Raw genomic sequence first — 22,705 nt, forward strand, 5'->3', positions numbered from 1 at the left:
CGAGTACTAATCGGTCGAGGGCTTATCCTACTGTTCCGATCTAGGAACAAACGGCAAGCCGCACAGGCAAGAGAATTTCTAGCGCAGATTCGTTTCGCATCCGGTTTTCAGGGCGCAAGCTCTGTAAACGTACTGGACAAGCTCCAGTCGAAAAGTGGCGTGGCGGCGTAGCTCAGCTGGCTAGAGCGTTCGGTTCATACCCGAAAGGTCGGGGGTTCGATCCCCTCTGCCGCTACCATACCATTTATTCCGTGGAGGCTTAGCTCAGCCGGGAGAGCATCTGCCTTACAAGCAGAGGGTCGGGGGTTCGATCCCCTCAGCCTCCACCATTGATTTAACCACATGGAGCTGTGGTGTAGAGGCCTAACATGCCTGCCTGTCACGCAGGAGACCGCGGGTTCGAATCCCGTCAGCTCCGCCATTTTAAATGGCAATCTTTACGGCTCGGTAGCTCAGTCGGTAGAGCAGAGGACTGAAAATCCTCGTGTCGGCGGTTCGATTCCGTCCCGAGCCACCATTCATTTCCGGTATAAGCAAGCCATCAGGTGTGCAAGCTACCGGGGATCGGGTTCATAACGTGGAGGCTTAGCGAAGTGGCCAAACGCGACAGACTGTAAATCTGTTCCCTCTGGGTTCGGTGGTTCGACTCCATCAGCCTCCACCAGTTTACCCGAGCCATTAGCTCAGTTGGTAGAGCACCTGACTTTTAATCAGGGTGTCGAAGGTTCGAGTCCTTCATGGCTCACCAGTTTTTATTCGAGACAGACGCGAAGACGTCTGTTTTTTTGCATTTTAAGATCATTTTCCGATCTTTCGAATGAACAGGCCGCCGAATAGGGAACGTTAAGCGCATCCCGACAGTCCGGAGGCATCCAGCATGAAATATCCGTACGCGTTCACCTTCGCTTTCTTAATCGTGATGATCTTGGTCCCCTTTGTTCGAATTTTGGCCTTGAAAATCGGGTTTGTCGACAGGCCTAACAGCCGCAAAATACATAAAGCGCCGATTCCCTTGAGCGGCGGCGTTGCGATCTATGCGGGAGCTGTGCTTACTTGCGCTATTTTTGTCCAGCATGCCGCTCTGTTCAGGGCGATCTCCACAGGCGGAGCGCTCCTGGTGGCGATCGGGCTTATCGACGATGCTTTTAAATCCAGAGGCAAGGATTTTCCCGTATGGCCCCGGCTGATCCTCTATATCCTTGTATCCTATATCCCTTGCGCCTTCGGCATTACGATCCAGGGCATCTCCACTCCTTCCTTATCATCGATGATTTTGTTCAGCGACGGCTGGAGCATTTTGTTTACGATGCTTTGGGTATTCGCGCTTATTAATATGATGAATTTTATCGACGGCGTGGACGGGCTGGCTTCGGGCATATCCGTAATATCGGCACTGACGCTATTCGTCGCTTCTATCGTAGGCCATCAGGAGACAACGGCGTTCGCCGCGCTGGCGATCGCAGGCTCCTGCCTGGCTTTTCTCGCTTATAATTTTCATCCGGCAAGGATCTTCATGGGAGACGCGGGTGCGACCTTTTTAGGTTACATGCTGGCTGTCATCGCCATGGACGGCACATTAAAAGGCGCGACATTTCTGTCGCTGCTCGTGCCCCTTCTTGCGCTGGGGGTGCCGATTCTCGATACGGCGATCGTATTCGCAAGACGTCTGATCAAGGGAAAGGGACTGCACCAGGCGGACAATCTCCATACGCATCACAGTTTAATGAAGTGGGGGCTGTCGCAGGTTCAGACGGTCTCGTTCCTGTATCTCATCGCAGCGGTGTTCGCTTTGATGTCCGTCGTGGTGCTGCTCCTGCTGAAACGCGGCTGATCGACGCAGCTTGGCCCGGCCGCGAGCCAATGTGGTACAATGTGGCTAACGCCAGGCAAACGAGGGGCTCGCAGGATGAACAATACGAGGCTTCAACAGTTGCAGCAGTTGATGAACGGGTCTGTCGAGATCGACACGATGTCCAAAACCGAGTGGGTCAAAGCGGGAGGCGCCAAGCTTCCCGAATCCGGGGATCAGTTGGAGCTGGAACAAGGATTCATGCTCGTGACCAAGGTGGATAACCACCATGTACAGGTTCTGAGGGCGCAAGCAGCGCTTACCTTGCTGGAAAAGGAGCTGCTGAGCTGGCTGGCCAAGCAAGGATCGATGTCGAAATCGGGCAGCACCAGCGCATCGGAGTTGGAGCGCCAAGCCCGCAAGCTGGGAGATTGGCTGCAGCAGTCGATCGACGCAGGGGAGTGGCGGGCGGAGATTCCCGAGCGGTTCGAGCTTCACCACCGGCTGTTCGACGGGATGATTCCTTTTTTGCTGATGAGCGAGCAGGCTGAACACCGCGAGCCTTCTTACGTTGAATTGGAGAAGATATTCCGCTCTTATCTGTCGGACGAGATGCTGCTCATTCCGCTTCGGGAGAGAGAGTGGCTTATACTGGGGACGGACAGGCTGCTCGCAGAGGTCGAGACCAACGAAGGCGATATGATCGAGCGCGGCGAGACGAAGGAAGCCCTCGTGTCCTTGGCGACCGGCCTTCATCAGATGATCACCGAGGAGTGGGGCGGCGACTGTCATGTCGCGGTCGGAGAGCCGATCATCCCGACCGAGAGCTTGGTATACGCCGTGGCGACCCTGCGGGAGACGATCAATCTGGGGCGCAAGTTCCATATGGGCATGCACGTACATATGCCTTGGCTGGTTCACCTGGAGCGTCTTCTCAGCGGCATTCCGGAGCCTGTGCGGTCCAGGTTTATGGATGAGATGTCCGGCCGTCAGGACTTGTTCACGGACCCGGAGACGGTGTCGACGCTGGATGCCTTTTTTGCCATGGACTGCAACGTTAGCGAGACGGCGAAGCGCTTGTTCATTCACCGCAATACGCTCCTTTACAGGCTGGACAAGCTCAAGCAGGAAGCAGGCTTGGACGTCCGCTCCTTTAACGATGCCATATTGGTGCGTCTGCTTATGCTATTGTACAAAGTTACGAAAAGGAAATGAATTTTTTGTACGGATTGTGCATAGTCAGTCGTCACGGTCTAAGGTAAGATAAGAACGTACCTTAAACGAAGCGTTAGGGGGAACTTCCAATGGCAGGCGTACGTTTAGAGCATGTATACAAAAAATATCCGGGTTCCGACAAAGCATCGGTAACCGACTTTAATCTCGACATTGCAGACAAAGAATTCCTCGTGCTGGTCGGCCCGTCCGGCTGCGGCAAATCGACGACGCTGCGTATGATCGCAGGCCTCGAAGAAATCTCCGAAGGCAAGCTGTACATCGGCGACCGCGTCGTGAACGACGTTGCACCGAAGGACCGCGATATCGCGATGGTATTCCAGTCCTACGCGCTGTACCCGCACATGAACGTATATCAGAACATGGCATTCGGCCTTAAGCTCCGCAAGTTCCGCAAGGACGAGATCGACCGTCGCGTTCGCGAAGCTGCACGCACGCTCGAGATCGAGCACTTGCTCGACCGCAAGCCGAAGGCGCTTTCCGGCGGTCAACGCCAACGTGTCGCCCTGGGCCGCGCAATCGTTCGTGAACCGCAAGTGTTCCTGATGGACGAACCGCTGTCGAACCTTGACGCCAAGCTGCGTACGCAGATGCGGGCGAACATCTCCAAGCTGATGAAGCGTCTTGAGACGACTTGCATCTACGTAACCCATGACCAGACGGAAGCCATGACGATGGGCGACCGTATCGTCGTTATGAAGGACGGCTTTATTCAACAAGCAGCTACGCCGGATGAGCTCTACAACCACCCGGTCAACCTGTTCGTAGCAGGCTTCATCGGCGCTCCGGCGATGAACTTCATCACGGGCCAACTGTCCGAAGAAGGCGGCGCCGTTCGCTTCAAAGCAACGGGCATCAATGTCGTTATTCCGGCCGGCAAGGCACAACTGCTTCGTGACAAGGGCTACATCGGCCGCGAGATGATCGTAGGCATTCGTCCTGAAGATCTGCACGAAGAGCCTGTCTTCATCGAAGCTTCTCCGAACTCCGTCATCAGCGCAAGCATCGAAGTTTCCGAAAACCTCGGTCACGAGATGTTCCTGTACCTGAACGGGCTTGGCAAGGACAACGTCATCGCTCGCGTCGACGGCCGTTCCCAGCTGCAAGAAGGTCAAAACATCAAGCTGGCGATCGATATGAACAAGATTCATATCTTCGACAAGGACACCGAGCTCAACATCCTTGAAGCTTAATTAGCGGCTATTATAGATCATCATCAAGAAGCCTGGCTTCCCAACCCCTCAGGGTTAGGTTGCCAGGCTTCTTTTTGTTTATCCTTTAGATTCCCGCGCCGTCCGCGAACTGGAAGTCCTCGCCGGATTCGAATTGGCTAAGCACTTTTAAGCGCAGCGCCTGGAAGTCGGGGCTCGCCTTCTTACGAGGATGGGAGAGCTCGACGGGGACGATCGCGCTGATCTCGCCGGGCCTGGGCTTCAAAATGACGACGCGGTCGGCAAGGAAGATCGCTTCGTCTATGTCGTGGGTAACGAAGATCATCGTCGTCTTGTTGTTGCGCCAGACTTCAAGCAGCACCTCTTGCATGTGGGCACGCGTAAAGGCGTCCAGCGCTCCGAAGGGCTCGTCAAGCAGCAGAATTTGAGGCTGCCTGAGCAGGGCGCGCGCAATGGAAACTCGCTGCGCCATCCCGCCGGACAGCTCGCGCGGATAGGCTTTCTCAAAGCCCTTGAGCCGTACAAGCGCGATCAATTCGTCCACTTTTCGACGCACTTCTTTATCATTCAGAGACAAATCGGAAGCGATATTCTTCTCCACGGTCAGCCAAGGAAACAGACGATGCTCCTGAAAAATAAAACCTTTATCGATGCCTGGTTTGACAATGGGCGCACCGTTCAGGGAGACATGCCCGGCATACTGCGCATCGAGTCCCGCAACAATGCGGAGCAAGGTGCTCTTGCCGCAGCCGCTCGGACCGATGACCGTAATAAACTCGCCTTCGCGCACGTCCAGATCAACATTTCTGAGCGCCGTCACCGTCCCCTTGGCGCCGACGAATTGCTTGCTAAGATGTTTAATCTCCAGCGAGACATTACCCATAACTTAAGCCTCCCCATGCGCAGCGTGAATATAACATACAAAGTCGATAAGAATAATAAGTTAACCGTACCACCCGGGTACTTGCCCTGTCAATGAACCCATCGATAGATAATTCCTATTTTACAGCTAGGAATTAAAGTGTTTATAATCTGGGCAACACAGGCAACCAGCAATACAGCTGAACGGGGCAGGGAGGGAGCGTTGATGAACAGTCGTATAGCGGATTCTCGAGAAGCAGGAGCACCGGGGCGCTGGGTACAGACCGGCCTTGGTCTACTGCTGCCGGTGGCCGTCATCGCATTATGGCAAGTGCTGGCCGAGTGGGGATATCTATCGGAGCTCATGTTTCCCGCGCCGACGGTCATAGCCGGTTCGTTCGCCGATCTGGCGGCATCGGGCGATTTGTGGGCGAACTTCCGAATCAGCGCGATTCGGGCGTTATCCGGATTTCTCTTGGGCGGAGGGCTGGGGCTGGCGTTCGGCGTTCTGGTCGGTCTGTTCCGAAGATCGGAAAAGCTGCTGGATCCGACCATCCAGATGATTCGGATGGTTCCGAGCCTCGCCGTCGTGCCGCTGTTTATTCTCTGGTTCGGAATCGGAGAGGAGTCGAAGGTGCTGTTGATCGCCAAGGCCGCCTTTTTCCCGATCTATATCAATTCGTTTCTCGGCATTCGGCAGGTGGACAACAAGCTGTTTGAAGTCAGCCGCGTCCTCGGTTTCAACCGGGTGCAACAAATCGTGCGGCTTGTCATCCCCGCTGCGATACCGAATATTTTGCTCGGCGTAAGGCTGTCGTTGGGATTGGCGTGGCTGGGGCTGGTCGTAGCCGAACTGATCGCCTCGACATCGGGCATCGGCTACATGATATCGGATGCACGTCAATTCGCGGATACGCCCGTCGTATTCGTCGGCATCTTCGTATTCGCGGTCGCCGGGCTCGTATCGGACACGGCCGTGCGGCTGCTGGAGCGCAGAATCGTGCGTTGGAAAGACACCTATAGCGGATAAAGGAGGCGTGAGAGATGAGCGAAAGAGTCGAAGCATGGATCGCACCGGCCGGAAAAGCAAGGGAGAAGCGGGTTCGAGGCGCAGCCGGTAAAATACGCGCGGCGCTGGCGGATGTCGCAACCGGGTGGCTCTTGCCGGTCGCGGCGATCGCGGTCTGGCAGCTGGCCGGCAGCCTGGGCTGGATCTCCTCGGAATTTCTGCCGACGCCGGCGGCGATCGCGGCCGCATTCGCGGACTTGGCGGCAAGCGGCAGCTTGGTCCACCACATGGGAGACAGCATACGCCGGGCGGGGATCGGATTTTTGTTCGGAGGCGGACTGGGTCTGGGGCTTGGCATATTGACGGGCTTGTTCCGGCGGGCCGAATACCTCCTCGATCCCAGCGCGCAGGTGCTGCGCCTCGTGCCGCATCTCGCGATCGCGCCGCTCATCATATTGTGGTTCGGATTCGGAGAGATCTCCAAAGTGGTCATTATCGCCGCCGGTTCGTTTTTCCCGCTGTACGTCAACACCTTTCTGGGCATTCGCCAAGTGGACAACAAGCTGTTCGAGGTGTCGCGGACGCTCAGCTTCAGCCGGTTTAAACGAATCTCAAGACTAATCTTGCCCGCGGCGTCGCCGCAAATTCTGTTGGGCTTGCGTACCTCGCTCGCCGTCTCCTGGATCGGGCTGGTGGTGGCGGAGCTGATCGGCTCGACTTCGGGGATCGGATTTTTGATCAACGAGGCCAAGCAAAACGGCCAACCGGAAGTCATTTTCGTCGGCATTCTGATCTTCGCGATCGTGGGCAAGCTGCTGGACTCGGCCGTCAAAGCGGTCGAGCGACGGACGCTGAGATGGCAGGACGGTTACAAGGGCTAAGCGTTCGAGGGACAGTAAGGAAGGGTCGGGCATCGTCGATTGGATAAACATCAACCATTCTGAGGAGGAACAATTATGACGAGCACAGCTGCAAGGGCTTCGGTCGAACGGATCACGGACGTACTGGTAATCGGCGGCGGACCTGCGGGAACCTGGGCGGCTATATCGGCGGCTTCGAAGGGCGCGAAGGTGACGCTGGTCGACAAGGGTTACTGCGGCTCGAGCGGCGCCACCGCGCCGTCGGGCACAGGCGTCTGGTACGTCGAGCCCGACCGGGAGAAGCGGGAAGAGGCGAAGGCCAGCCGCTACGCAATGGGCGGACAGCTGGCGGAGCACAGCTGGATGGACCGCGTGCTCGACCGCACGTACGACAACATGAACAAGCTGGGCAATCTCGGTTATCCTTTCCCCGTCGACGAAAATGGCAATCCGCACAAGCGAAGCTTGCAAGGACCGGAGTACATGCGGCTCATGAGAAAGCTCGTGCAGCGCGCAGGCGTCAAAATTCTGGACCACAGCCCTGTGCTGGAGCTGCTCGCGGACGAGCACGGCGTGGGAGGCGCTGCCGGCGTGAACACGCAGACCGGCGAGACATGGGAAATACGGGCGGGTGCCGTAGTGATAGCCACAGGCGGGTGCGCCTTCCTGAGCCGCGCGCTCGGCTGCAACGTGCTCACGGGAGACGGCTATCTGTTCGCTACCGAGGCGGGAGCGGACCTGTCGGGAATGGAGTTTTCGAACGCCTATGCGATCTGCCCGACGTTCTCTTCGGTCACGAAGACCGCGTATTACAGCTATGCGAGCTTCTACTATGAGGATGGAACGGTCGTCGAGGGCGCAGGCTCGAAAAGGGGCCGTTCGGTCATCGCCCGCAATCTGATGCAAGGCAAGCAAGTGTACGCGAAGCTCGATCAGGCGCCGGAGGACTTGAAGCCGCTGCTGCGCGTCGCGCAGACGAACTTCTTCCTGCCGTTCGACCGCAGGGGCATCGATCCGTTCAAGGATCTGTTCCCGGTCACGCTCCGGCTGGAAGGTACGGTTCGCGGCACGGGCGGCATCCGCGTCATCGACGAGACGTGCGCCACAAGCGCACCCGGTCTCTACGCAGCCGGAGACGCGGCGACGCGCGAGCTGATCTGCGGCGGCTTCACAGGCGGCGGCAGCCATAACGCAGCTTGGGCGATGTCTTCGGGCTCGTTTGCCGGCGAAGGCGCGGCAGCGTATGCGCTGAAGCTTGGCGATACCGCGGGATCGCGGAATCTGAGAGGGCTCTCCTCGCATTCGCTGAGAGACCGCCAGGAGGCGGGCGCAGCTGCGCGTACGGAAGAATACGTGCGCGCCGTGCAGGACGAGGTAAAGCCTTACGACCGCAATTTGTTCCGCACGGAGAGGGGACTCGGCGACTCGCTCGTAAGGCTCGACGATCTGTGGCAGCGCCAGCGCGAAGCGGGGATCGGCCGGACCGCCGAAGGCGTGAAGGCGCGCGAGGCCGCCGCGATGACGGCGACGGCCAGATGGATGTACCACTCGGCGCTCGCCCGCACGGAGACGCGCGGCATGCACAAGCGCGAGGATTTCCCGACGGGCGACGCCGGCCAGCATCATCGCCTCGTCAGCGGCGGACTCGACCGGGTATGGGTCAGGAAAGAAGAAGTGGCGAAGGAGCGTGTGTCGGTATGATCGAAGTCGTCAGCGAATCCCGCTGCGTATCGTGCAACCAGTGCGTCTCCGTCTGCCCGACGAACGTGTTCGATCGCGGCGAGGACGGGATCCCCGTCATCGCGAGGCAGGACGATTGCCAGACTTGCTTCATGTGCGAGCTGTACTGCCCGGTCGACGCTCTCTATGTGTCGCCGGATTCGGAAGGCGTGATGGGCGTGACCGAGGAGGAAATCGAGCGTCAGGGCCTGCTTGGCGGCTATCGGGAAAAAGTCGGTTGGGGCAAAGGACGCGTCCCGGTCGCGAAGCATCAATTCATGTACCAGTTGTCAAGGAGATCGGGATTCTAGGGAGGAGCAATCGGAGATGAAACAGAGACAAAGATGGATCAAGGGGGGCAGCCGGAGCCGGTGGTCGCTCTTGCTGTTGGCGGCGATCGTGGCGCTCATGCTGGCGCTGCAAGGCTGCGGGAACAAGAACGAAGAAGGAGCCGCTTCTTCTTCGGCGGCCGCGTCGTCGCCGTCTTCGACGGCAGCCGCTTCCACGGCAGCTGCGTCTACTGCGGCCGCATCGTCGCAGGCCGCTTCGACCGCAAGCGCGGAGCCGGAACGCCATGTGCCGGAAGTCATCAATTACGGCTACATCGGCCTGAACGACCAGAACCAGACGACGGGCGCGGAAGGATGGGGCTTTTACAAAGGCATCATTCAAGAAGAGCTGAAGAAATACGGCGTGAAGGAAGTGAAGCTCGCGGGCTTCCCCAACGGACCGGACCAGACGGAATCGCTGATCAGCGGGCGGCTTGACTTCGGCAGTCTCGGCGACACGCCGGCGATCATCGCGCGGGCGGGCGGCGCGAAGACGCGTCTCATCACGCAGCCGGGTACCCGTACGATCGGCTATCTTATTGCCAAGAAAGACGGTCCCAAGACGCTGCAGGATCTGAAGGGCAAGACGATCGCCATTCAGAAGGGGTCCTTCATGCACCGCTATGTCGTGGGGCTGCTTAAGGATGCGGGCGTCACCGACTATAAGCTCGTGCACATGCTGATTCCCGACGCGCAAGCCGCGTTGGCGGGCGGCAGCGTGGACGCGATGACCAATACGGGCGTTAACGCCCTGACTTCGCTGGCGAACGGCTATCCGCAGCTGGACGTCTCGTCGGATCATCCCGAGCTGCTCGGCACGAGCGCGACGGTCGTCTCGGAGGCATTTCTCGAGAAGTTCCCGGATTTCCCGAAAGTATGGAACGCTGCGCGCGAGAAGGCGCTGGCCGACTTGAAGCAGCATCCGGACGAGTACTACGAATATATCGCGGGCATCCAGAAGACGACGGTCGAGAACGTGAAGAAGCTGAGTCCGATCGAGGATATCAAGGACACGGCCTTCACGGATGACGGGCTTGCGCTGATCGAGGGAACGAAGAACTTCCTGGTCGAGGAGAAGATCGCGAAAAAGGACTTCGACATCGGCGATTGGGTGCTGAAGGCCGAATAAACGATGATGGGGGGAACGCGAGTGAGCGAGCAGACGATCACGACCGCAGCTTTCCGGCTGCCGCTGGATAACGGCTTGTACATCCGCGGCGAAGTGAAGACGGCCGGCGGGGGCGCAAGCAGACCCGCCGTTCTCGTGAGCCACGGCTTCAGAGGGCACAAGGATTGGGCGTTCTGGCCGGAGACGACGGACCGGCTCGCGGCCGAAGGCTTCTATACGGTGAGCTTCGATTACGCCCGCGTCCCTGCGCGGGAAGAGGGAGAGAGCGAGGCGCTGATCGCGGAGGCGAGCACGCTGTCGCGCGAGCTGGAGGAGCTCGCGATCGTGGCGAACGCGCTGCGGGCGGGCGAGCTGCCGCTCTCCGAGCAAGCCGATGCGTCTAGACTGGGATTGATCGGTCATAGCCGAGCGGGCGGCAGCGGGATCGTGCATGCGGCGGAACAGGATGGCGTTCGGGCGCTGGTCGTCTGGAACGGCGGCTCGTCGCCCGCGCGCGGCGGCGGAGAAGGAGGCCGCACCCTTCTCGAGGCGGCGCTCGACGACGACCAGGCGCGGCATGCGCAACGTTATGCGATTGAAGAGCGATTGAAGGAGGTGCGGGCTGAGGTTCTCGTCGTACAGGGCGGCGCGGACCGCGAGTCGCTGCTCGCGCAGAACCGGATATTCAAACAAAACGCGCCGCATGCTCAGTTCCACGATATCGAGCGGGCGGATCACACGTTTAATGCGGTGCACCCTTATGCAGGCACGACGCCCGAGCTGGAGGAAGCGCTGGCCGTTACGATCGCCTTTATGCGAAACCGATTGAATCTTTAAAAAAAGCGGGCTCCGGACAATTCGTCTACGGGTGCGAGAAAGGGGGATGGCATGGCGATTGAACAGGGAACAACGCTGACGGCCGACGTGCTGGTGCTTGGCGGCGGACCCGCCGGCGCTTGGGCTGCCTGGAGCGCGGCTGCGGAAGGCGCAAGCGTCGTGCTGGCCGACAAAGGCTACGTCGGCACGAGCGGCGCCACGGCTCCCGGGGGCACGACGCTGCTCGTGATCCCGCCGGTCGCGGAGCTGCGCGAACGCGCGGTGCAGGCGAGGCTCAAAGCCGGCGGCTATCTGTCCGAGAACGCCTGGATTCACCGCGTGCTCGACGAGGTGGAGATCCGGCTGAAGCTGCTCGAGGATTGGGGATATCCGTTCCGCAAGGACGAGAACGGCGCGACGCTGCGCACGCATCTGCACGGACCGGAGTATATGAAGCTGATGCGCCGCGCCGTACGCAAGGCGGGCGTCCGGATCCTGGATCAGTCGCCCGCGCTGGAGCTGCTGGCGGACGAGCACGGCATCGGCGGCGCCAGAGGCATCGACCGGCTGACCGGACGTTCCTGGGAGGTCCGCGCGCATGCGGTCGTCGTCGCGACCGGGGGATGTACCTTTTTGAGCAAGGGCCTTGGCTGCAACGTGCTCACCGGGGAAGGGCTGCTGATGTCTGCGGAAGCCGGCGCGGAGCTGTCCGGCATGGAGTTCAGCCGGCAGTATGCGCCCAGCTACGCGGACGGCAGCGTGACCCGGGGCCGCATGCTGGCGTGGTCGACGCTGTACGATGCGGCCGGGAGGCCGCTTCACGCGGGAGACCGCACCTTCGGCAGCCTGCACAAGCTGCTGCTGGAAGGACCGGTCTATGCTTCCATCGATCTGGCGGATACCGAAGAGAAGCGAAGGTTCTTGCGTCAGGCGCATCCGATCTTCTTCATGCCGCTCGAGCGGGCGGGCATCGACCCGTTCAAGGATAAATTTCCGCTGACGCTCCGCTACGAAGGCACGATGCGGGGCACGGGCGGATTGAGACTGGCGGGGGAGGATTGCCGGACGACGGTGGCGGGCTTGTACGCGGCCGGCGATGCGGCATCGCGCGAACGCGTGATGGGCGCGGCCAGCGGCGGCGGCGCATATAACGCGTCATGGGCGATCTGCAGCGGCTGCTGGTCGGGACGCGGCGCAGCCCGTTACGCGCAGACGGCGGGGAAAAGCGGCAGTCCCGATAGCCGGACGCTGCGGCCGGTCGGACGTCACGGCCTCGAGGCCGGGCAGGAGACGGACGCGCCGATCGATGCGCAGGCGCTGGTCGCGGACATTCAGCGGGACGTTCTGCCGCTGAACATCAATTTCTACCGCAGCGAGTCGGGCATCGCCGGTGCGCTGGGCCGGCTCGACGCGCTGCACGAGATGCTGCGCGGCAGCGTGCTTGGCACGGTGCAGGGGCGCGTGCGCGCGCGGGAGGCGGCCGGCATGCTGGCGGTTGCCCGCTGGATGTACACCGCCGCGCTCGCGCGCAAGGAAACGCGCGGGCTCGCGGCGCTCGCCGAATATCCGGCGCTCGATCCGGGGCAGACGCATCGCCTGGTCCTCTCGGGCATCGACGAGATTAAGGTCGGGACGGAGCGGGTGCCGCACGCGGGCGAGCTCGAACGGGCGCACGCGCAAGCGAAGGGAGAAGCGTCATGATCGAGCTCGTCAGCGCGGAGCGCTGCATCGGCTGCAAGCTGTGCGTGAAGGCTTGTCCGACGAACGTCTTCGACATGGACGAAGCCGCGAAGCTTCCCGTCATCGCCCGTCTTGAGGATTGCCAGACCTGCTTCATGTGCGAAGCGTATTGTCCGGCGGATGCGCTGTACGTGGCGCCCCAGGCCGAGTCCCGCGCGGACGTTGACGAGGCCGTATTATCCGCGTCTGGTGCGCTGGGCAGCTGGAGAAGGGAAATCGGCTGGTCCAAGGGGGCGGAGACGACGATGGCGGAGAGGGATACGACGCCTTTCTTTGAAACGTTCACCGAGCGGTACCGGCAAGTTTGAGCCATGCCGAAGGGGATTGGGCGACGACCGATCCGAATAAGCTTCAAAAGCCGAGCCAGCCTCTCATCGAGAGCGCTGGCTTTTGCGCGCAGAGCCTTGCGGCTGGGGAAGCGCCGTACCCCGGATTGCCTGAAAAGACGCGGTTTACATTGATTTCCGAGTCTTTTTTCGATACGATGATGAAGATGAACAGAGCGTTGAAGGGAGCTGTACGATGGCTAAAAAAGTAAAGGTATCCGAGCTCGTGCAGCAATTTCAACTCGAGGTCGTCGCCGGCTCGGAAGGCATGCGGCGCACGATCGTGACGGACGACTTGAACCGGCCGGGCCTGGAGATGGCCGGATATTACGATTATTACCCGGCGGAGCGGACTCAGATTCTGGGCAAGACGGAGCTGGCTTTTCTCGAAAAGCTGACCTCCGACGAACGCCTGGAGCGGATGCGGCAGATCTGCGCGGAGGAGACGCCGTGCATTATCATTACGCGCGGGCTCGATGCCCCCGAAGAGCTGATCCAGGTGGCGGAGGAGCGCCACTTTCCTGTACTGCGTTCCACGACCGCGACGACGACGCTGCTGAGCCGCATCACCAATTTTTTGGAAAAGAAGCTGGCGCCTACGACCACGATTCATGGCGTTCTCGTGGACGTCTACGGAGTGGGCATGCTCATCACCGGCGGCAGCGGCATCGGCAAGAGCGAGACGGCGCTTGAGCTCGTGAAACGCGGCCATCGGCTCATCGCGGACGACGCCGTAGAGATCAGTCAGACCGCGGACAACTTTCTGTACGGCAACGCGCCGGAATTGATCCAGCACCTCCTCGAGATCCGGGGACTCGGAATTCTGAACGTCATGACGCTGTTCGGGGCGGGCGCCGTGCGCAACACCAAGCAGATCGGACTCGTCATCAAGCTTGAGAACTGGCAGCAGGACAAGCAATACGACCGGCTTGGATTGGACGAAGAGACAACGCGAATCATCGACACCGACGTGCCGCTCGTGACGGTTCCCGTTCGTCCCGGACGCAACCTGGCGGTCATCTTGGAGGTGGCGGCCATGAACTTCCGTCTCAAGCGGATGGGCTACAACGCTGCCCTGCAGTTCACCAACAAGCTCACCGAAGCGATCGCAGACGAAGACAACGAATAAACCGCGCTCGCGGCCTCTCGGTCGATTGCGTTAGAGACGGAGGATACTCATGTTGCTGCCCATGCGGCTCGAATCGATTGCGTTTAATCTCGGCCCGATCCCCGTACATTGGTACGGGCTTATCCTCGGCACGGGAGCCCTCGTAGGGCTGCTGCTCGCCATCTGGGAGGGCAAGCGCTTCGGCTTGTCGGCCGACTTCTTCCTGGACCTGATGCTGTACGGCGTGCCTTCGGCTATCGTCGGCGCCAGGTTGTACTACGTGCTGTTCAAATGGGATTACTACAGCAAGCACCCGGGCGAGATCATCCAGATCTGGAACGGGGGCATCGCCATTTACGGCGCGCTGATCGGCGCCTTCGTCTGCGGATTTTTCTACTTCCGCAGCAAGGGTTATACGTTCATGCGCATCGTCGATATCTGCGTGCCGTCGCTGCTGGCGGGTCAGATGATCGGACGCTGGGGCAACTTCGTCAACCAGGAAGCCTACGGCGGAGAAGTCACGGGTACATATCTGAGCAACGAGCTTCACCTGCCGGCTTTTATCGTCAGGCAGATGTACGTCATCGACGCGAACGGAGCCGGCGCCTACCACCACCCGACCTTCCTTTACGAGTCGCTGTGGAGCCTGGTCGGTCTCGTCATTCTGTTCATTTTGCGCCGTCAGAAGTTCATGCGCGTAGGAGAGATGTTTTTCTCCTATTTAATCTGGTATTCGATCGGCCGCTTCTTTATCGAGGCGCTGCGCACGGACAGCCTGGCCTTCAAGGGACCGGACTGGCTCGCTTCGCTGATCGACGGTCTGTGGACGCCGATGAAGTGGATATTCGGAGATCAAGGTTACCTCGATCCGGCTTACGGCAACATTCGCAGCTCGCAGCTGCTCGCGGTGCTCCTCGTCGTCGCCAGCATCGCGGCCATTATCGTGCGCCGGGCGATGAACCCGGACAGAACGCGATATTTGGACCCGCTCGTGACAAACAAGGCGGTCGAAGCGGACGCGTCCCCCGCCGAAGCGCCTGCGGCTGCCGGCCGGCCGGTCGAAGAGACCGCGCCGGATGCGGATCCGGCCGATACGGAAGAAGAGAGGAAGCCTGCAGATGAGTCACAATCAGACAGAAGGCAAGACCGGGACCCGGATTGACGCGGTGCTGTTCGACCTCGACGGCACGATCGTCGACACGAACGAACTGATCATCCAATCTTTTCTGTATTGCCTGCAAGGGATCGTTCCGCCCGAATTCGGCCGCGAGCATATTATTCCGATCATGGGGCAGACGCTGCTCTCGCAGCTGCAGCAGTTCTCGGGGCGCGAGCAGGTCGAAGATCTGATCGCAGGATACCGCGAGTACAACATCAAGCATCACGACGACATGGTGTCGCTGTTCCCCGGCGTGCTGGAGGTCGTTCCTTTATTGAAGCAGGGCGGGCTCAAGCTGGGTATCGTCACGACGAAAATGCGAATGACGACGGAGCGGGCGCTCAAGCTGCTGGGGCTGTACGAATACATGGATACGATCGTGACGCTGGACGACGTCGAGCATGCCAAGCCGCATCCGGAGCCGGTCCAAACGGCGTTGCGGGCGCTTGGCGTCGGGCCGGAGCATGCGATCATGGTCGGCGACAGCACGGTCGATATGGGGTCGGCGCTGGCCGCCGGCGCTTACGCCGTCGGCGTCTCCTGGTCGCTCAAGGGCGAAGCGCCGCTTCGGGAGGCAGGCGCGCACCGCATCATTCACGATATGCGCGAACTGCTGCCGCTAAGCGGGTTGGAGGGATAAGCCTTGCGGAAAGTCGAGCGGTACCCGGTCGAAGGCCCGAACGCTTTATGGCAGGTGTATCGTACGGTATCCAGGCTTAAGGCGGTCAGGAACTTTGTCTTTATCCAGATCGCTCGATACTGTCCCGAGCTCTCGGTGAAGAACTGGATCTACCGCCGCGTGCTGGGCATGAAGGTAGGCAAGGAGACGTCGTTTGCGCTGATGGTGATGGTAGACGTCTTCTTCCCTGAACGGATTACGATCGGCGACAACTGCATCGTCGGCTACAACTCCACGCTGCTGACGCACGAATACCTCATTAAAGAGTACAGGCTCGGCGATATCGTTATCGGCTCGCATGTGATGATCGGAGCCAACGTGACGATCCTGCCCGGCGTGACGATCGGAGACCACGCCGTCGTCGCGGCCGGATCGGTCGTGCACCGGGACGTGCCCGCTCACGCCAGAGTCGGCGGCAATCCGCTGCGCGAGCTCGGGAGAGTTGGCGAATCTTCGGGGGATGGGCAAGCTGAGCGGGAACGGCGCGCAGGAGAGGCAAGCCAGTGAAGAACGCGTGGCAGGGACAGGCCGGACGAGCTAGATTGGCAGGAACCGGGGTTGGCGAGCAGGCCGGCCGGCGGTTCTTTTTGCTGTCGCTTGCAGGATACAGGCCGAAGCTGCCTCAGCTTGACGCTTGCAGGGGTTCGTGATAAAGTGAGACTTAAATCTTTACTTTGGCAGTATGGTAACATGGTATCGCTTTAACGTATTGAAGTATTTGGGGTTGGCGTATCGAATTAGAGTATTGAATTAAAGTATTGAATTAAAGTATTGAATTAAAGTATTGAATTAAAGTATTGAATCGAAGTGAAGTAAAAAAGCGGCTTCGGCCGCCTTACTATAGCGAGGTGTTTTTGTCGTGTCCAAACCCAAAGGCTTTGAAAAGCCGATCGGCGTCAAGGACTATCTGCCCCATGCGGTTGCCAAGCTGCGGCGTATCGAGCATGAGGTATTGGCGTGCATGCGAGGCTGGGGCTACGAGCAGATTCTGACCCCTACGATCGAATACTACGATACGGTAGGCGTGGCGAGCGCGACCTCGGATCAGAAGCTGTTCAAGCTGCTCAATCAGCGGGGAACGACGATCGTGCTCCGCTCCGACGTTACGGCGCCGATCGCGCGCGTCGCCTCGTCGCTGCTTAAGGATCATCCGTTTCCGCTGCGGCTCAGCTACCATGCCAACGTTTTTCGCGCCTTCGAGGAGGAAGCCGGCCGCGAAGCGGAGTTTTTCCAGACCGGCGTCGAACTGATCGGAGATCCCTCCCCGGAGGCCGACGCGGAAGTGATCGCGCTGGCTATCGCCTCGCTCAAGGCGGCTGGCGTGCCGTCGTTCAAGATCGCGGTCGGCCACGTCGGCTTCCTGAACGGCCTGTTCGGCGATACGCTGCCTGGACGCGCGGAAGCGCAGGAGAAGCTGAAGGAATGCCTGCTGCAGCGCGATTATGTCGGCTACCGGACGGCGCTTGGGGAGCTGCGGCTCGAGGAATCCGTGCATCGCGAGCTTGAGGGTCTGCTCCGGCTGCGCGGCGGACAGGAGATTTGCGAGCGGGCATTGGAGCTTCGCGTGAGCGACGGCGCGCGGGAGGCGATCCGCCATCTGTGCGAAATGTGGGACGTACTCGGCGCATACGGCGTGCAGGACCATGTCCTGATCGACCTGACGATGATCGGCGACATTTCCTATTATACGGGCATGACGTTCGAGGGCTATGCGTCTCAGCTCGGCTTCCCGGTCTGCAGCGGCGGACGTTACGACAATCTGCTGGCGCAATTCGGCAGGCCGGCGCCGGCGACGGGATTCGCGCTCAAGACGACGCGCATGCTCGAGGTCGCCGAAGTCGGCCAGGAAGAGCCCAGACGCGCGCTGATCCGCTACGCGCCGGCACGCAGAAGCGAAGCGCTGGAGAAGGCTGCCGGTTTGCGGGCGGAGGGGCTGGCGGTCGTGACCGAGGGCATCGCGCAGACCGGCGAGGACCGGAGCGCGGCCGGCGGATCGGGAGCGGGCGACGCGCTTGCGTCGGCGCCATCGGGACGCTACGAGTATAAAGGCACCGTTTACGATCAAGTGTTCACGTTCGACGAGAAGGGAGGGGAGCCGCAATGACGGACGGCAGCGCAGTATTGAAGGTCGCGATGCCCAAAGGGCGCATCTACAAGCAGGCGAGCAAGCTGTTCCGGCAAGCGGGACTCCCGATTCCGGAGGACTTCGACGACTCGCGCCGGCTCATCATTCCGGTGCCGGAAGCCAATATGGAGTTCATCATGGCCAAGCCCGTCGACGTGCCGACTTACGTCCAATACGGCGTTGCGGATATCGGCATCGTCGGCAAGGACGTGCTGATGGAGGAGAACAAGGACGTCTACGAGCTGCTCGATCTGGGCATCGCCAGGTGCCGGATGTCGGTCATCGGGCTGCCGGACTGGGAGCCGGTCATTCATCCGCGGGTGGCGACGAAGTATCCGCGGGTGGCGTCCCAGTACTTCCGCGAGCGCGGCCAGCAGGTCGAGGTCATCAAGCTGAACGGCTCGATCGAGCTGGCGCCGCTCATCGGCCTGGCGGATCGGATCGTGGACATGGTCGAAACGGGCAAGACGCTCGAGGAGAACGGGCTGGTCGAGATGGAGACGCTGTTCCAGGTGACGAGCCGGCTGATCGCGAACCGCGTCAGCTACAGGCTGCAGAACGCGGCCATCCAGTCGCTGTGCGACAGACTGTCCGACACGCTGGCGGCGAAGGCCTAGAGCTCGGCATTGGTTTGACTTTGGCTTTAGCTCTGGCTTTGGCCCTGGCTTTGGCCCTGGTTTTGGCCTGGGGCAGGAATAGGCAATTAAGAAACGGCAGGGGGAGAGCGCATGTACAAAGGACCTGCGAGCGGCTACAAGCTGGAGCGGGAGAGCGATTACGGCTCGCCGGAGCAAAATGCGGCGGTCGCCGAGATCGTGTCGGCGGTCCGTTCCGAAGGGGATGCCGCGCTGCTGCGGTACACCGAGGCGTTTGACCGCGTACGGCTGGATCCGTCGCAATTGCGCGTGACGGAAGCGGAGATTCAATCCGCTTACGAGCGCGTCGAGCCTGAATTTCTGGATGCGCTGCGCCGGGCGGCGGCGAACGTTACGGCGTTCCACGAGAAGCAGAAGCGTCAATCGTGGATCGACGTGCAGCCGGACGGCACGATGCTCGGGATGTCGCTGCGGCCGCTCGCTCGCGTAGGCTTGTACGTGCCCGGGGGCAAGGCAGCCTACCCGTCGTCGGTGCTCATGAACGTGCTGCCCGCCAAGGTCGCGGGCGTGCCGCAGATCGCGATGGTTACGCCGCCCGCAACGGGCGGGCGCGAGGGCATCGACCCGTACATTCTCGTCGCGGCCGCCGAAGCCGGCGTCACCGAGATGTACCGGATCGGAGGCGCTCAGGCCGTTGCGGCGCTGGCGTACGGCACGGAGAGCATTCCGGCCGTGGACAAGATCTGCGGCCCAGGCAACATCTACGTGGCGCTGGCCAAACGCGCCGTTTTCGGCGCCGTCGACATCGACAGCATCGCCGGGCCGAGCGAGATCGTCGTGCTGGCGGACGACAGCGCGGATGCGCGCTTCGTCGCCGCAGACATGCTGTCGCAGGCAGAGCACGACGAGATGGCGTCGGCGATGCTCGTGACGCCGTCGGAGCGGCTCGCGCGCGAGGTCGAGGCGGAGCTCGCGCGGCAGGTGGCGACGCTGCCGCGGCGCGAGATCGCCGAGCGGTCGCTCGAGCAATACGGCGCGATTCTGACGGTGAGCGACCTCGCGGAGGGAATCGACGTCGTGAACAAGCTGGCGCCGGAGCACCTGGAGATCATGACCGAAGATCCGCTCGAGCTGCTCGGGCGCATCGAGAACGCGGGCGCGATCTTCCTCGGGCCGTACAGTTCGGAGCCGGTCGGCGATTATTTCGCGGGTCCGAACCACATTCTGCCCACGAACGGCACGGCCAGATTTTCCTCGCCGCTGAACGTGGACGATTTCGTCAAGAAATCGAGCCTGATCCGGTACAGCCGCGAGGCGCTGCGCCGGGATGCGGCCGGCATCGCCTCGCTGGCGCGGCACGAAGGCTTGGAAGCACATGCGAGAGCGGTAGAAATTCGCTTCAAGGAAGGCGGAGATCAATAAATGGCACAAGATAACAACATCGAGGCCGGGGCTAGAAGCGCCGAGGTCGCGCGCAAGACGAACGAAACGGATATCAAGCTGGCATTCGGCGTGGACGGCACGGGCGACGTGAACCTGGAGACGGACGTTCCTTTTCTTAACCATATGCTCGATCTGTTCGCCAAGCACGGCCAGTTCGACCTGAAGGTCGAGGCGCGCGGAGACGTCGACATCGACGATCATCACACGGTTGAAGACATCGGCATCTGCCTGGGGCAGACGCTGCGGGAAGCGCTCGGCGACAAAGCCGGCATCAAGCGTTACGCCAGCGTGTTCGTGCCGATGGACGAGGCGCTTGCGCAGGTTATCGTGGACGTGAGCAACCGTCCGCACTTCGAGTATCGCGCGGAGTATCCTTCGCAGACGGTGGGCAGCTTCAGCACGGAGCTCGTGCATGAATTTCTGTGGAAGCTGGCGCTCGAGTCTCGCATCACGCTGCACGTCATCGTCCACTACGGCAAAAATACGCACCATATGATCGAGGCGGTGTTCAAGGCGCTGGGACGCGCGCTGGACGAAGCGACGCAGATCGATCCGCGCGTGAAGGGCGTGCCGTCGACGAAGGGAGTGCTGTAAGATGATCGCGATCGTCGACTACGGCATGGGCAACTTGCACAGCGTGAGCAAGGCGGTCGAGCGTCTCGGGCGCGAGGCGCTGGTCACGTCTTCGCGGGAGGAGATTCTCGCGGCGGACGGCGTCATCCTGCCGGGCGTCGGCGCCTTCGGCGACGCGATGCGCAACCTGCGGGAGACCGGACTGGACGCGGTCGTCCGCGAGTCGGCGGCTGCGGGACAGCCGCTGCTGGGCATCTGCCTAGGCATGCAGCTGCTGTTCGCGGAGAGCGAGGAACACGGCACGCACGAGGGTCTCGGCCTGCTGCCGGGCCGGGTCGTACGGTTCCGTGGCGACTACAAGATCCCGCATATGGGGTGGAACGAGCTGAACTTCGAGCAGCCGTCGCATCCGCTGTTCGAAGGGCTCGCGCCAGGATATGTGTATTTCGTACACTCGTTCCATGCGCTGCCGGAGCGGCGGGAGGATCTGCTGGCGACGGCGGATTATCATCAGCCGGTGACGGCGATCGTCGGGCGGGACAATGTGAGCGGCATGCAGTTCCATCCCGAGAAAAGCGGAGATCTCGGCGTTGCGCTGCTGCGCAGGTTCGTGGAGATCGCGGAAGGCGCGAAGAGCGCGAAGGGTTAAGGGCGCTGCGGCTTGCGCGCGATGCCGTAAGCGCGGTTTGCGCGGTTACGGCAGTGCGGGTTGCGGCGATATGCGCTGTAAGCGAGAAAAGCGGGGCTGCAGCTGAGTAAGCGTGCTGTAACCGCCGGAAGTGAGGTTACAGCGGATCTCCATGCGAAGTTGCGTGCTGCAAGAGCAAAAATTGCGGTTACAGCGGCTGATCGTGAAGGATGAAGGAACGTATGCTGTAACCGAAAAAAGTGACGTTACAGCGCCTCACCATGCAGAGTAGCGTGCTGCAAGAGCAAAAAGTGCGGTTGCAGCGGCCGATCGTGAAAGAACGTATGCTGTAACTGCAAAAAGTGGCGTTACAGCAGTTCACCATGCGAAGTAGCGTGCTGCAAGAGCAAAAATCTCGGTTGCAGCGGCCGATCGTGAAGGAGCATATGCTGTGACCGCAAAAGGTGACGTTACAGCGGATCTCCATGCGAAGCTGCGTGCTGCAAGAGCAAAAATCGAGGTTGCAGCGGCCGATCGCGATGATCGTATTTGCAGCAGGCTGCAGGCTCGAGGAATGTCAACAAGTTGGAGGTCATACCTTTGTCCAATTTCATCATCTACCCGGCCATCGACATCCGCGGCGGCAAAGCCGTCCGTCTGGTGCAGGGCGACTATAACCGCGAGACGGTGTACAACGACGATCCGGTGTCCGCGGCCAAGGATTGGGAAACGCAGGGCGGCGAATGGGTGCATCTCGTCGATCTGGACGGCGCCAAAGCCGGCCACCCGGTCAATGACGAGCTGATCGGCCGGATTGCTCGTTCCGTGCAGGTGCCCGTGCAAGTGGGTGGCGGCCTCCGGACCGAAGCGGACGTGGAGCGGCTGCTGTCGCTCGGCGTATCGCGCGTCATTCTGGGGACGGCTGCGATCGAAGACCGCGCCTTCGTATCGAAGGTGCTGGCGAAGCATGGCGGCAAAGTGGCGATCGGCATCGACGCCCGCGACGGCTTCGTAGCTACGCGCGGCTGGCTCGAGACGTCGCAGGTGCGCGCGGAAGATCTGGCCAAGGAACTGGCGGCCGAGGGCGCGGAGACGTTCATCTTCACCGACATCTCCCGCGACGGCATGATGGGCGGACCGAACGTCGAAGCGATCGTGCGCCTGGCGCAAATATCGGGCCGCACGGTCATCGCGTCGGGCGGCGTCAGCAAGCCGGAGGATCTGGCGAACCTATCGAAGCATGCGGCGGACGGCGTAGGCGGCGCAATCGTCGGCAAAGCGCTTTATACGGGCAGCATCTCGCTGGCCGAGGCAGTCGCGGCTTACAAATAAGCGGATAGCGGCTTGGATGCGCCGGACAGGCGCCGCCAAGCCGCAGCTTGAGCCGCGTCCGACGCGGCTGACAAAACGCATTAGCTGCATCACCGCAGCG

The 22,705-nt window shown here is 60.8% G+C and carries 22 protein-coding genes and 6 tRNA genes; 27 read left to right on the forward strand and 1 reads right to left on the reverse strand.

Annotation, left to right across the window (positions count from 1 at the left end):
* The first annotated feature begins 161 nt into the window (after positions 1-161).
* The 9 genes from ACFOTD_RS08215 (at position 162) to ACFOTD_RS08255 (ending at position 4,215) form a co-directional block, all read left to right on the forward strand.
* Positions 162-238: transfer RNA gene (locus ACFOTD_RS08215), tRNA-Met, on the forward strand.
* 15 nt (positions 239-253) lie between these two features.
* Positions 254-329 (forward strand) — tRNA-Val (locus ACFOTD_RS08220).
* Positions 330-344: 15 nt separating this feature from the next.
* Positions 345-421 (forward strand) — tRNA-Asp (locus ACFOTD_RS08225).
* A gap of 20 nt (positions 422-441) precedes the next feature.
* Positions 442-517 (forward strand) — tRNA-Phe (locus ACFOTD_RS08230).
* A 62-nt stretch (positions 518-579) separates the two neighbouring features.
* Positions 580-664, forward strand: a tRNA-Tyr gene (locus ACFOTD_RS08235).
* Positions 665-672: 8 nt separating this feature from the next.
* Positions 673-748, forward strand: a tRNA-Lys gene (locus tag ACFOTD_RS08240).
* 129 nt (positions 749-877) lie between these two features.
* Positions 878-1,831: an MraY family glycosyltransferase gene (locus ACFOTD_RS08245; RefSeq protein WP_378117578.1), complete on the forward strand. Its 954-nt coding sequence runs from the start codon at positions 878-880 to the stop codon at positions 1,829-1,831.
* 75 nt (positions 1,832-1,906) lie between these two features.
* Entirely contained in the window at positions 1,907-3,004 is a 1,098-nt protein-coding gene (locus ACFOTD_RS08250) for a PucR family transcriptional regulator (RefSeq protein WP_378117580.1), read from the forward strand.
* An 89-nt stretch (positions 3,005-3,093) separates the two neighbouring features.
* A complete protein-coding gene (locus tag ACFOTD_RS08255) occupies positions 3,094-4,215 on the forward strand; it encodes an ABC transporter ATP-binding protein (RefSeq protein ID WP_090117100.1) in 1,122 nt (373 codons plus the stop codon).
* An 85-nt stretch (positions 4,216-4,300) separates the two neighbouring features.
* Here the strand turns inward: ACFOTD_RS08255 and ACFOTD_RS08260 are convergent, their stop codons facing one another.
* Entirely contained in the window at positions 4,301-5,077 is a 777-nt protein-coding gene (locus ACFOTD_RS08260) for an ABC transporter ATP-binding protein (protein ID WP_378117582.1), read from the reverse strand.
* A gap of 204 nt (positions 5,078-5,281) precedes the next feature.
* Here ACFOTD_RS08260 and ACFOTD_RS08265 point away from each other — a divergent pair, with 204 nt between their 5' ends.
* From ACFOTD_RS08265 to hisA, 18 genes are all read left to right on the forward strand, one after another.
* Positions 5,282-6,085 carry an ABC transporter permease gene (locus tag ACFOTD_RS08265; RefSeq protein ID WP_378117584.1) on the forward strand — a complete coding sequence of 268 codons (804 nt, stop codon included), beginning with the start codon at positions 5,282-5,284 and terminating at the stop codon, positions 6,083-6,085.
* Between the two features lie 14 nt (positions 6,086-6,099).
* A complete protein-coding gene (locus ACFOTD_RS08270; RefSeq protein WP_378117586.1) occupies positions 6,100-6,945 on the forward strand; it encodes an ABC transporter permease in 846 nt (281 codons plus the stop codon).
* Positions 6,946-7,020: 75 nt separating this feature from the next.
* Positions 7,021-8,625, forward strand: a complete 1,605-nt coding sequence (locus tag ACFOTD_RS08275) for an FAD-dependent oxidoreductase (protein ID WP_378117588.1) — start codon at positions 7,021-7,023, stop codon at positions 8,623-8,625.
* Positions 8,622-8,954, forward strand: coding sequence for a 4Fe-4S binding protein (locus ACFOTD_RS08280; protein WP_378117590.1), 333 nt, complete (start codon positions 8,622-8,624; stop codon positions 8,952-8,954). Before ACFOTD_RS08275 ends, ACFOTD_RS08280 begins: the two co-directional genes overlap by 4 nt.
* Before the next feature lie 16 nt (positions 8,955-8,970).
* Positions 8,971-10,101, forward strand: a complete 1,131-nt coding sequence (locus tag ACFOTD_RS08285; RefSeq protein ID WP_378117592.1) for an ABC transporter substrate-binding protein — start codon at positions 8,971-8,973, stop codon at positions 10,099-10,101.
* Between the two features lie 21 nt (positions 10,102-10,122).
* The gene (locus tag ACFOTD_RS08290; RefSeq protein WP_378117594.1) at positions 10,123-10,917 is read left to right on the forward strand and encodes an alpha/beta hydrolase family protein; all 795 of its coding nucleotides are present in this window, start codon (positions 10,123-10,125) and stop codon (positions 10,915-10,917) included.
* Between the two features lie 51 nt (positions 10,918-10,968).
* Positions 10,969-12,597 carry an FAD-binding protein gene (locus tag ACFOTD_RS08295; protein ID WP_378117596.1) on the forward strand — a complete coding sequence of 543 codons (1,629 nt, stop codon included), beginning with the start codon at positions 10,969-10,971 and terminating at the stop codon, positions 12,595-12,597.
* Positions 12,594-12,944: a 4Fe-4S dicluster domain-containing protein gene (locus ACFOTD_RS08300; protein ID WP_378117598.1), complete on the forward strand. Its 351-nt coding sequence runs from the start codon at positions 12,594-12,596 to the stop codon at positions 12,942-12,944. Before ACFOTD_RS08295 ends, ACFOTD_RS08300 begins: the two co-directional genes overlap by 4 nt.
* A gap of 214 nt (positions 12,945-13,158) precedes the next feature.
* Positions 13,159-14,091, forward strand: coding sequence for an HPr(Ser) kinase/phosphatase (gene hprK, locus ACFOTD_RS08305; protein WP_378117600.1), 933 nt, complete (start codon positions 13,159-13,161; stop codon positions 14,089-14,091).
* Positions 14,092-14,140: 49 nt separating this feature from the next.
* A complete protein-coding gene (lgt, locus tag ACFOTD_RS08310; protein WP_378117602.1) occupies positions 14,141-15,232 on the forward strand; it encodes a prolipoprotein diacylglyceryl transferase in 1,092 nt (363 codons plus the stop codon).
* Positions 15,189-15,869 (forward strand): pyrophosphatase PpaX, encoded by a 681-nt coding sequence (ppaX, locus tag ACFOTD_RS08315; protein WP_378117604.1) that lies wholly within the window; start codon positions 15,189-15,191, stop codon positions 15,867-15,869. Before lgt ends, ppaX begins: the two co-directional genes overlap by 44 nt.
* 3 nt (positions 15,870-15,872) lie before the next feature.
* A complete protein-coding gene (locus ACFOTD_RS08320; protein WP_378117606.1) occupies positions 15,873-16,415 on the forward strand; it encodes an acyltransferase in 543 nt (180 codons plus the stop codon).
* 352 nt (positions 16,416-16,767) lie between these two features.
* Entirely contained in the window at positions 16,768-18,012 is a 1,245-nt protein-coding gene (locus ACFOTD_RS08325) for an ATP phosphoribosyltransferase regulatory subunit (RefSeq protein WP_378117608.1), read from the forward strand.
* Positions 18,009-18,650 (forward strand): ATP phosphoribosyltransferase, encoded by a 642-nt coding sequence (gene hisG / locus ACFOTD_RS08330; RefSeq protein WP_378117610.1) that lies wholly within the window; start codon positions 18,009-18,011, stop codon positions 18,648-18,650. Before ACFOTD_RS08325 ends, hisG begins: the two co-directional genes overlap by 4 nt.
* Before the next feature lie 111 nt (positions 18,651-18,761).
* Entirely contained in the window at positions 18,762-20,051 is a 1,290-nt protein-coding gene (hisD, locus tag ACFOTD_RS08335; protein ID WP_378117611.1) for a histidinol dehydrogenase, read from the forward strand.
* Positions 20,052-20,666, forward strand: a complete 615-nt coding sequence (gene hisB / locus ACFOTD_RS08340; protein ID WP_378117613.1) for an imidazoleglycerol-phosphate dehydratase HisB — start codon at positions 20,052-20,054, stop codon at positions 20,664-20,666.
* 1 nt (position 20,667) lies between these two features.
* Positions 20,668-21,294 (forward strand): imidazole glycerol phosphate synthase subunit HisH, encoded by a 627-nt coding sequence (gene hisH / locus ACFOTD_RS08345; protein WP_378117615.1) that lies wholly within the window; start codon positions 20,668-20,670, stop codon positions 21,292-21,294.
* 579 nt (positions 21,295-21,873) lie between these two features.
* On the forward strand, positions 21,874-22,605 hold the full coding sequence (gene hisA / locus ACFOTD_RS08350; protein WP_378117617.1) for a 1-(5-phosphoribosyl)-5-[(5-phosphoribosylamino)methylideneamino]imidazole-4-carboxamide isomerase: 732 nt from the start codon (positions 21,874-21,876) through the stop codon (positions 22,603-22,605).
* The last annotated feature ends 100 nt before the right edge of the window (positions 22,606-22,705 follow it).

The organism is Cohnella sp. GCM10012308, from assembly GCF_042649185.1.
Lineage (GTDB): Bacteria > Bacillota > Bacilli > Paenibacillales > Paenibacillaceae > Cohnella.

What these genes read in the sequence shown, in the direction of transcription:
- ACFOTD_RS08245 (WP_378117578.1), top strand. Translation starts at nt 878, where the DNA reads ATGAAATATCCGTACGCGTTCACCTTCGCTTTCTTAATCGTGATGATC.
- ACFOTD_RS08250 (WP_378117580.1), top strand. Translation starts at nt 1,907, where the DNA reads ATGAACAATACGAGGCTTCAACAGTTGCAGCAGTTGATGAACGGGTCT.
- ACFOTD_RS08255 (WP_090117100.1), top strand. Translation starts at nt 3,094, where the DNA reads ATGGCAGGCGTACGTTTAGAGCATGTATACAAAAAATATCCGGGTTCC.
- ACFOTD_RS08260 (WP_378117582.1), bottom strand. Translation starts at nt 5,077, where the DNA reads ATGGGTAATGTCTCGCTGGAGATTAAACATCTTAGCAAGCAATTCGTC.
- ACFOTD_RS08265 (WP_378117584.1), top strand. Translation starts at nt 5,282, where the DNA reads ATGAACAGTCGTATAGCGGATTCTCGAGAAGCAGGAGCACCGGGGCGC.
- ACFOTD_RS08270 (WP_378117586.1), top strand. Translation starts at nt 6,100, where the DNA reads ATGAGCGAAAGAGTCGAAGCATGGATCGCACCGGCCGGAAAAGCAAGG.
- ACFOTD_RS08275 (WP_378117588.1), top strand. Translation starts at nt 7,021, where the DNA reads ATGACGAGCACAGCTGCAAGGGCTTCGGTCGAACGGATCACGGACGTA.
- ACFOTD_RS08280 (WP_378117590.1), top strand. Translation starts at nt 8,622, where the DNA reads ATGATCGAAGTCGTCAGCGAATCCCGCTGCGTATCGTGCAACCAGTGC.
- ACFOTD_RS08285 (WP_378117592.1), top strand. Translation starts at nt 8,971, where the DNA reads ATGAAACAGAGACAAAGATGGATCAAGGGGGGCAGCCGGAGCCGGTGG.
- ACFOTD_RS08295 (WP_378117596.1), top strand. Translation starts at nt 10,969, where the DNA reads ATGGCGATTGAACAGGGAACAACGCTGACGGCCGACGTGCTGGTGCTT.
- ACFOTD_RS08300 (WP_378117598.1), top strand. Translation starts at nt 12,594, where the DNA reads ATGATCGAGCTCGTCAGCGCGGAGCGCTGCATCGGCTGCAAGCTGTGC.
- hprK (WP_378117600.1), top strand. Translation starts at nt 13,159, where the DNA reads ATGGCTAAAAAAGTAAAGGTATCCGAGCTCGTGCAGCAATTTCAACTC.
- lgt (WP_378117602.1), top strand. Translation starts at nt 14,141, where the DNA reads ATGTTGCTGCCCATGCGGCTCGAATCGATTGCGTTTAATCTCGGCCCG.
- ppaX (WP_378117604.1), top strand. Translation starts at nt 15,189, where the DNA reads ATGAGTCACAATCAGACAGAAGGCAAGACCGGGACCCGGATTGACGCG.
- hisG (WP_378117610.1), top strand. Translation starts at nt 18,009, where the DNA reads ATGACGGACGGCAGCGCAGTATTGAAGGTCGCGATGCCCAAAGGGCGC.
- hisD (WP_378117611.1), top strand. Translation starts at nt 18,762, where the DNA reads ATGTACAAAGGACCTGCGAGCGGCTACAAGCTGGAGCGGGAGAGCGAT.
- hisB (WP_378117613.1), top strand. Translation starts at nt 20,052, where the DNA reads ATGGCACAAGATAACAACATCGAGGCCGGGGCTAGAAGCGCCGAGGTC.
- hisH (WP_378117615.1), top strand. Translation starts at nt 20,668, where the DNA reads ATGATCGCGATCGTCGACTACGGCATGGGCAACTTGCACAGCGTGAGC.